This is a genomic window from Gilliamella bombi (genome assembly GCF_900103255.1).
In the GTDB taxonomy this organism is placed as follows: domain Bacteria; phylum Pseudomonadota; class Gammaproteobacteria; order Enterobacterales; family Orbaceae; genus Gilliamella; species Gilliamella bombi.
Map to the genome: position 1 here is coordinate 1 of NZ_FMWS01000097.1, position 1,667 is coordinate 1,667.

Sequence of the window (1,667 nt, forward strand, 5' to 3'; positions counted from 1 at the left end):
AATAATCCTATTCGACGCGTTTTTACCCGAAACTTATTTATATCATCGAAATTATCCACAAAACTATTTTCAAAAATCCCATTGGCATTAGCGCCGTTGTTGTTATTGCCGTACTCTTTAGAATCGCAGGCATTATCGGCCACGACTTCTGAGCGCATTCACGGTACTGCGCCTTATTTAACCTTTGATGGTGGTGTTACTAAAGTGACTAAAACAGAGGACTTATTAGGTATTAAGTTATCAGATGGTCGAACATTCACATTGCAAAATAATTCTTCATCACCAACAGCGCCAATCAAGTTACCTAATGTAGGGGATACCTTGGCTGATATTGAAATGATAGTCCCGCCATTAAGTGACTCAATAAATATAAATGACTTAGTGACACAAGGTAAATGGGGAGATGATGATGGGGATGGTCAGGGTACAAATGGTGTTACCGCATTAGGAAGTATATCGTTAGCAATAACTGATAAAGATGGCAATACCATTAATCGTAGTGATGCATTAGATATATGTAATGCACCTTATAAGGTAACCTTAAGTAGTACAGGGGGGAGTTTAACTACACAATATGGTTTGCCAGATAGTAGTACTTTTAGTGGAGGAACAGCGGAGTATTATATCACTTTACCGTCACCGCCCGTTATTTGTGCGGTCAGGCCAAATCTTTATTATGGCACAGGCCGCTATGCCGGCCCAGCTAACATATGGAATCCTGACAAGGGCTTTTTAGTTCAGTCAACAAACCCATCATCTTACGACAGAAACTTTCCAACTACAGGAGCAGATGGATTGTATTTTGATTTGCTTATTGCTGGGGTAGATGCAAGTCAGTTGAGTTGGTCTGTTACCACATATGGTGGTAGTGGTGATATAACAGCAACGGTGAGTAGGGTTGGTTCAAACACACGGGTAACGTTAAATGGTCCAAGGGCAAGTAGTAGTCAGATAAGTTCAAGTAATCCTGGTCAAATTACCGTGCCAACTTTGCCACAGACATTTGAATTAATCGGTAGGGATAGAAGTGGTAATGAGGTTAGGTATGGATTTGAATTGAGGCAGTGGTTCGTCAATCGTGGTGGTCAAAGGAAAACTTATAGTGACCAGTTAGCATGGTGTAGAAGTTTGGGTTATCGGATGCCTGCGGTAAGTGATTTAACCAATGCGGTCAGAAGAGCTAGTCCTCCTATTTCAGGCGCAACACCTAGCTCATCAGTTAATTATTACATGCGTTATATAGGAGCAGGCTTTTTCACGGAGTGGGGCTACATGACCAACTACACTGATGCGGGCTTCGTCCCCTACGACTACTGGACGAGCGACGCAACAGGTAGCTACCAGTTCGCTGTCGACTCGTACGACGGCTACGTCCGCAGCCGCAGCGCTAGCGACAGCGGTTACGCTGTTTGCACCGCACCTTAGTTTTTAGCGTTTAGTTCTTAATCCTTAGGGCGCGGAAGGGGGTTACGGTGCTTGAGAGGATAATATAACAAAGAATCAAGCCCCCGCGTAAGTTGGGGCGTTGAGCAGGCAAAGTCTGTGAACCTAGCGCTTTAATGACTGAAAGTCAAAACAATGCTTCGACCGATACAATTTTCAAGCTTGCGCTTTTGCTATTAACTGACTGTTATTAACAAGCTGTTATTAATAGCTATTATCAAATA

General features: G+C 43.0%; 1 protein-coding gene. It reads left to right on the forward strand.

Annotated features, from left to right (window positions below):
• On the forward strand, window positions 1-1,425 hold a 1,425-nt coding region (locus B9N71_RS13130; protein ID WP_167370117.1), incomplete at its 5' end, for a hypothetical protein.
• Window positions 1,426-1,667 lie beyond the last annotated feature (242 nt).